Raw genomic sequence first — 6,235 nt, 5'->3', positions numbered from 1 at the left:
GCCTTCTCGGTCGCCTTCAGCGGCATTCCCATGACCGCCGTGCTCATGCGCACCGGCTACCAGCTGGACAACGCCGCGCTCGGCCTGGTGCTCGGCCTCATGGGCCTGGGCATCGCCGTGAGCGAGCTGCCCTGGGGCCTGCTGACCGACCGCTGGGGCGACCGCCCCGTGCTGCTGGCCGGCCTGGGCAGCACGGCGATCGCCCTGGTCGCAATGGCGCTGTGGGCCGCGCCGGGCGCCGGCCATGTGCCAGGCCTCGGCGTGCTGGGCGCGGGGCTGCTGCTGGTCGGCCTGCTCGGCGGCAGCGTGAACGGCGCCAGCGGGCGCGCGGTGATGACCTGGTTCGACGCCGGCGAGCGCGGCCTGGCCATGAGCATCCGCCAGACCGCCGTGCCGATGGGCGGCGGCATCGGCGCGCTGGTGCTGCCCTTCGTGGCGCTGCACTTCGGCTTTGCCGCGCTGTACGGCCTGCTCGCGCTGCTGTGCGCGCTGAGCGCGGCGATGAGCTGGGCCTGGGTGCACGAGCCGCCCGTGGCGCCCCGCCACACGAACGTGGAAACGCCGGCGCCGAAGACCGGCCCGCTGCGCGACGTGCGCGTGTGGCGCATCGTGGCCGGCATCGGCATCCTGTGTGCGCCGCAGTTCGCGGTGCTGTCCTTCGGCACGGTGTTCCTGCACGACTTCGGCCACGTGGGCCTGGGCACGATCACCGCCGCCATGGTCTTCGTGCAGGTCGGCGCGATGGCGATGCGCGTGTGGAGCGGCCGCTGGACCGACCGCCGCCGCAACCGCCCGGCCTACCTGCGGGCCTGCAGCGCGCTCAGCGTGCTGCTGTTCGCGGGCCTGGCCGCGCTGGTGATGGCGGCGGGCACCGAGGCGCCCTCCACACCGCTGCGCCTGGCGCTGATCGCGCTGCTGGCCGTGAGCGGCGTGTGCGTGTCGGCCTGGCACGGCGTGGCGTACACCGAGCTGGCCACGCTGGCCGGCGCGGCGCGCGCCGGCACCGCGCTGGGCATGGCGAACACCAGCGTGTTCCTCGTGTGCTTCGTCACGCCCTTCTCGATTCCGCACCTGCTGGCGCTGCAGGGCTGGCCGGTCGTGTGGCTGGCGGCCAGCGCCTGTGCGCTGGTGGCGATGCCGCTGCTCGTGCCGCGCCGCAACGCCGGTCCCGGCGCCTGCACGGCCGAGCTGGCTCAGAAGGTCGCGAAGACGGCGTTGAGCCGGTCGACGTAGGCGCGCTTGGCGGCCGCGTCGATGAAGCTGCCCTCGAAGCTGTTCGCCGCGAGCTGCCAGGCCTGCTGCACGCCCAGGCCGGTGGCGGCGAAGGTCTGCGTGAAGGTCTGGTTCATGTAGCCGCCGAAGTAGGCCGGGTCGTCCGAGTTGACGGTGGCGACCAGCCCCGCGTCGAGCAGCGCACCCAGGTTGTGCTGCGACAGGTCGGGGAACACGCACAGCTTGAGGTTCGACAGCGGGCACACGGTGAGCGGAATGCGGTCCTGCGCCAGCCGCTTCATCAGCGCCGGGTCTTTGGCGCTTTGCACGCCGTGGTCGACGCGCTCGACCTTCAGCACGTCGAGCGCGCTCCACACGTAGGCCGGCGGGCCCTCTTCGCCCGCGTGCGCGACGAGGTGGAAGCCCAGCTCGCGGCAGCGCGCGAACACGCGCGCGAACTTCTCGGGCGGGTGGCCGACCTCGCTCGAGTCGAGCCCCACGCCGATGAACTTGTCGCGGTACGGCAGCGCCTGCTCCAGCGTCTCGAAGGCCTCTTCCTCGCTCAGGTGGCGCAGGAAGCACAGGATGAGCGAGGCGCTCACGCCCAGCTTCGGCAGCGCATCGACGCAGGCGCGGTGCAGGCCGTTGACCACCGTTTCCATGGCCACGCCGCGCGCCGTGTGCGTCTGCGGGTCGAAGAACATCTCGGTGTGCACCACGTGGTCGGCCGCGGCGCGCTCCAGGTAGGCCCAGGCCATGTCGTAGAAGTCCTGCTCTTTCAGCAGCACGCTGGCGCCGGCGTAGTAGATGTCGAGAAAGCTCTGCAGGTTGGTGAAGGCGTAGGCCTTGCGCAGCTCTTCCACGCTGGCATACGGAATCGAGACACCGTTTCGCTGCGCGAGCGCGAAGATCAGCTCGGGCTCGAGCGAGCCTTCGATGTGCATGTGCAACTCGGCCTTGGGCATGGCGCGCAGCAGCTCGGGCAGGCGTTCGGCGGGAATGCGCTGCGCGAAGCTGGGGTCGAAGAGGGGGCGGCTGGAATCGGTCATGGGGCGTGGGAAATCGACGTTGTGATCGCGCACAGCATAAGGGCAGACACCCTGCGCGGCATCCCCGAAAACGTATACGCTGCCAGCCCCATTTCCCCCAAACTGATCTGGGTCAAATCGGGCCATGGCGGATGCGCTAGGCTTGGACCCCGGCAGGCCCGGCATCGGGTGTGTTCCCTCCAATCCGCGCGCAGCGTGCATTCGTGCCCCTGGCGCCGTCCTTGATCGACTCGCATGACCCTACAAAACGCCTTCACCCGCGAAGACCTGCTGCGCTGCAGCCGCGGCGAACTGTTCGGCCCCGGCAACGCACAGCTGCCCGCCCCGAACATGCTGATGGTGGACCGCATCACCCACATCAGCGCCGAGGGCGGTACCTACGGCAAGGGCGAACTCACGGCCGAACTCGACATCACGCCCGACCTGTGGTTTTTCGCCTGCCACTTCGAAGGCGACCCGGTCATGCCGGGCTGCCTGGGCCTGGACGCCATGTGGCAGCTGGTGGGCTTTTTCCTCGGCTGGCAGGGCCTGCCGGGCCGCGGCCGGGCCCTGGGCTCGGGCGAAGTGAAGTTCACGGGCCAGGTCCTGCCGACCGCCAAGCTCGTCACCTACAGCATCCAGATCAAGCGCGTGCTCAAGGGCAAGCTGAACCTGGCCATCGCCGACGGCTCGGTGAGCGTCGACGGCCGCCAGATCTACACCGCCGAGGGCCTGCGGGTCGGCGTGTTCACTTCCACCGACAACTTCTGAGGGTTTCGCCATGCGACGCGTCGTCATCACCGGTCTGGGCATCGTTTCGTGCCTGGGCAACGACAAGGAGACCGTCTCCGCCAACCTGCGCGCCAGCCGCCCCGGCATCCGGTTCCAGCCGGCCTACGCCGAAATGGGCCTGCGCAGCCAGGTGGCCGGCTCCATCGACCTTCCCCTCGAAGACCTCATCGACCGCAAGCTCTATCGCTTCGTCGGCCATGCGGCGGCCTATGCCTACCTGGCCATGAAGGACGCCATTGCCGATGCCGGCCTGACCGAGGAGCAGGTGTCGAACCCGCGCACCGGCCTCATCGCCGGCTCGGGCGGCGCCTCCACGCTGAACCAGATGGAAGCGCTCGACCTGCTGCGCGAAAAAGGCGTCAAGCGCGTCGGCCCCTACCGCGTGACGCGCACCATGAGCAGCACCGTGTCGGCCTGCCTGGCCACGCCCTTCAAGATCAAGGGCCTGAACTACTCCATCGCCTCGGCCTGCGCCACCAGCGCGCACTGCATCGGCAACGCCATGGAGCAGATCCAGATGGGCAAGCAGGACATCGTGTTCGCCGGCGGCGGCGAGGAAGAACACTGGACCCAGTCGTTCCTGTTCGACGCCATGGGCGCGCTGTCCACCAAGTACAACGACAGCCCCGAGAAGGCCTCGCGTGCCTACGACGCCGAGCGCGACGGCTTCGTCATCGCGGGCGGTGGCGGCATGGTCGTGGTCGAGTCGCTCGACCACGCACTGGCACGCGGCGCAAAAATCTACGCCGAAATCGTCGGCTACGGCGCCACCTCCGACGGCTACGACATGGTCGCGCCCAGCGGCGAAGGCGCCGTGCGCTGCATGCAGATGGCCCTGTCGACCGTCGACACGCCCATCGACTACCTGAACACCCACGGCACCTCGACGCCCGTCGGCGATGTCATGGAAATGAAGGGCGTGCGCGAAGTCTTCGGCGACAAGGCGCCGGCCATCAGCTCCACCAAGAGCCTGTCGGGCCACTCGCTGGGCGCCGCCGGCGTGCACGAGGCGATCTACTGCCTGCTGATGATGGAAGGCCACTTCATGGCCGGCTCGGCCAACATCGAGGCGCTCGACCCCGAAGTGGCCGACATGCCCATCCTCACCGCGACGCGCGAGAACGCCACGGTCGACACCGTGATGAGCAACAGCTTCGGCTTCGGCGGCACCAACGCCACGCTGGTGCTCAAGCGCTGGCAAGGCGCGTAGCCCGGCCGCCTGCCGGCCCCGTCGCGCCCGCGACGACGGGCCTGCGGGCGCTTCGCTAGACTGGGTTTCCCCATCCATCCACCGCGCGAGGAGACCCATGGCGATCGACACCCTTTCCACCTGGCACCGGCTCGTCAAGACACGCGACGTGGCGGGCCTCGATGCCCTGCTGGCCGACGACGCCGTCTTCCTCTCGCCCGTGGTGCACCGGCCGCAGGTCGGCAAGGCCATCACGAAGCAGTACCTGGCCGCGGCCTTCCAGGTCTTCTTCAACGAGAGCTTCCGCTACGTGCGCGAGCTCCAGGGTCCGAACGACGCCGTGCTCGAGTTCGAACTCGAGCTGGACGGCATCGCCATCAACGGCGTGGACATGATGAAGTGGAACGCCGAAGGCCGGATCACGGAGTTCAAGGTGATGCTGCGGCCGTTGAAGGCGGTGAACCTGATCCACCAGAAGATGGCGGCGCAGCTGCAGGCGGCTGCGCAGTAAGCCGACTCAGGGGCAGGCCAGTTCCGTCTTGGCCACGGCACACAGCCGAGCCTTCTCGGCCGCGGGCAACGTGAGCCCCGGCATCAGCCCGTCCAGCCGCAGCACCGCCGGGTAGAGGCGCGTGTCCTGCGGGTTCTTGCGGTAGGCCCGCAGCACCAGCTGCTGGCCTTCCTTGCCGCAATGCTGGCGCTGCTGGCGCGCCACTTCCTTGTCGTGCGCCGAGCCGTCGCCGTTGAATTCGCCGGCGAAGTGAAAGCACATTTCCGCGTCGTCCACGGCCTTGCGCAAGCGCTGCTCTTCTTTCGAGAACGTCGGCGATGCGGCGAATGACAACGACACGGCCAGCAGTGCCGCACCTGCCGCCATGGCCCCTTGCAGCTTCATGGTGTGAATCCTTTTCCTGAATGAAAAAAGGGCCGTCCGCAGACGACCCTTCTCGTGGCAATCGCCGAAGCGATCGATCAATGATTACTTCTTGTCGCCGCCCGGCACCTTGCCTTCCACGCCCTTGACGTAGAAGTTCACGCCCGACAGGAACTTGTCGTCGGCGACCGCGTCCTTGGCGATCAGCTCCTTGCCATCCTGGCCGACGATCGGGCCCTTCCAGATCGAGAAGCTGCCGTCCTTCAGGCCCTTCTTGATTTCCTCGACCTTGGCCTTGGCTTCGGCAGGCACGTCCTCGGCGATCGAGACGATGTCGATCGCGCCTTCCTTCACGCCCCACCAGGTCTGGCCGGTGGCCCACTTGCCGTCCAGCGCGTCCTGCGTGGTCTTGATGTAGTACGGCGCCCAGTTGATGATGGCCGAGCCCAGGTGGGCCTTCGGGCCGTAGGCGGTCATGTCGGAGTCCCAGCCGAAGGCGCGCTTGCCCTTCTCTTGGGCGGTCTTGAGCACGGCCGGCGAGTCGGTGTTCTGGAACAGCACGTCGGCGCCGCCGTTGATGAGGGCGGTGGCGGCTTCGGTTTCCTTGGGCGGGCTGAACCACTCGTTCACCCACACGACCTTGGTCGTGATCTTCGGGTTGACCGACTGCGCGCCCAGCGTGAAGCTGTTGATGTTGCGCAGCACTTCAGGAATCGGCACCGAGCCGACCACGCCCAGCGTGTTGCTCTTGGTCATGGAGCCGGCGATCACGCCGGCCATGTACGCGCCTTCGTAGGTGCGGCTGTCGTAGGTGCGCATGTTCTCGGCGGTCTTGTAGCCGGTGGCATGCTCGAACTTCACGTCCTTGCTGTCGTTGGCGACCTTGAGCATGGGTTCCATGTAGCCGAAGGTGGTGCCGAAGATCAGCTTGTTGCCCTGGCCCACGAAGTCGCGGAACACGCGTTCGGCGTCGGCCGACTCGGGCACGCTTTCGACGAAGGTGGTCTTGATCTTGTCGCCGAATTCCTTCTCGAGCGCCTTGCGGGCGTTGTCGTGCGCGAAGGACCAGCCGCCGTCGCCCACGGGACCGACATAGGCGAATGCGATGTTCAGCGGGGCCGCCGGTGCGGGGGCCGGGGC

7 protein-coding genes are annotated in these 6,235 nt (G+C 68.2%); 4 read left to right on the top strand and 3 right to left on the bottom strand.

What is annotated here, in order from left to right:
- Positions 1–1,233: MFS transporter (locus tag AC3WQR_RS31380; RefSeq protein ID WP_492745940.1), on the top strand; the 1,233-nt coding region annotated here is incomplete at its 5' end.
- Here AC3WQR_RS31380 and AC3WQR_RS31375 read toward each other — a convergent pair.
- The gene (locus AC3WQR_RS31375) at positions 1,194–2,261 is read right to left on the bottom strand and encodes an adenosine deaminase (RefSeq protein WP_492745938.1); all 1,068 of its coding nucleotides are present in this window, start codon (positions 2,259–2,261) and stop codon (positions 1,194–1,196) included. The two genes, AC3WQR_RS31380 and AC3WQR_RS31375, sit on opposite strands and share 40 nt — an antisense overlap.
- A 234-nt stretch (positions 2,262–2,495) precedes the next feature.
- Here AC3WQR_RS31375 and fabA point away from each other — a divergent pair, with 234 nt between their 5' ends.
- From fabA to AC3WQR_RS31360, 3 genes are all read left to right on the top strand, one after another.
- On the top strand, positions 2,496–3,011 hold the full coding sequence (fabA, locus tag AC3WQR_RS31370; RefSeq protein WP_056574156.1) for a 3-hydroxyacyl-[acyl-carrier-protein] dehydratase FabA: 516 nt from the start codon (positions 2,496–2,498) through the stop codon (positions 3,009–3,011).
- Positions 3,012–3,021: 10 nt separating this feature from the next.
- Positions 3,022–4,242 (top strand): beta-ketoacyl-ACP synthase I, encoded by a 1,221-nt coding sequence (gene fabB, locus AC3WQR_RS31365; protein WP_492745936.1) that lies wholly within the window; start codon positions 3,022–3,024, stop codon positions 4,240–4,242.
- Positions 4,243–4,339: 97 nt separating this feature from the next.
- On the top strand, positions 4,340–4,732 hold the full coding sequence (locus AC3WQR_RS31360; RefSeq protein ID WP_095744204.1) for a nuclear transport factor 2 family protein: 393 nt from the start codon (positions 4,340–4,342) through the stop codon (positions 4,730–4,732).
- 6 nt (positions 4,733–4,738) lie between these two features.
- Here AC3WQR_RS31360 and AC3WQR_RS31355 read toward each other — a convergent pair whose 3' ends face one another.
- Both AC3WQR_RS31355 and AC3WQR_RS31350 read right to left on the bottom strand, forming a co-directional pair.
- Complete coding sequence (locus AC3WQR_RS31355; protein ID WP_492745934.1) at positions 4,739–5,116, bottom strand: hypothetical protein; 378 nt, start codon at positions 5,114–5,116, stop codon at positions 4,739–4,741.
- An 84-nt stretch (positions 5,117–5,200) separates the two neighbouring features.
- A partial coding sequence (locus tag AC3WQR_RS31350) for a BMP family ABC transporter substrate-binding protein (RefSeq protein WP_492745932.1) occupies positions 5,201–6,235 on the bottom strand: 1,035 nt, incomplete at its 5' end.

This window comes from Variovorax sp. FW305-3-2-15-B-LB1, from assembly GCF_058787635.1.
Note: the sequence above shows the minus strand (reverse complement) of the source record. Positions and strands in the feature narration are given on the sequence as shown.

What these genes read in the sequence shown, in the direction of transcription:
- AC3WQR_RS31375 (WP_492745938.1), bottom strand. Translation starts at nt 2,261, where the DNA reads ATGACCGATTCCAGCCGCCCCCTCTTCGACCCCAGCTTCGCGCAGCGC.
- AC3WQR_RS31355 (WP_492745934.1), bottom strand. Translation starts at nt 5,116, where the DNA reads ATGAAGCTGCAAGGGGCCATGGCGGCAGGTGCGGCACTGCTGGCCGTG.
- fabA (WP_056574156.1), top strand. Translation starts at nt 2,496, where the DNA reads ATGACCCTACAAAACGCCTTCACCCGCGAAGACCTGCTGCGCTGCAGC.
- fabB (WP_492745936.1), top strand. Translation starts at nt 3,022, where the DNA reads ATGCGACGCGTCGTCATCACCGGTCTGGGCATCGTTTCGTGCCTGGGC.
- AC3WQR_RS31360 (WP_095744204.1), top strand. Translation starts at nt 4,340, where the DNA reads ATGGCGATCGACACCCTTTCCACCTGGCACCGGCTCGTCAAGACACGC.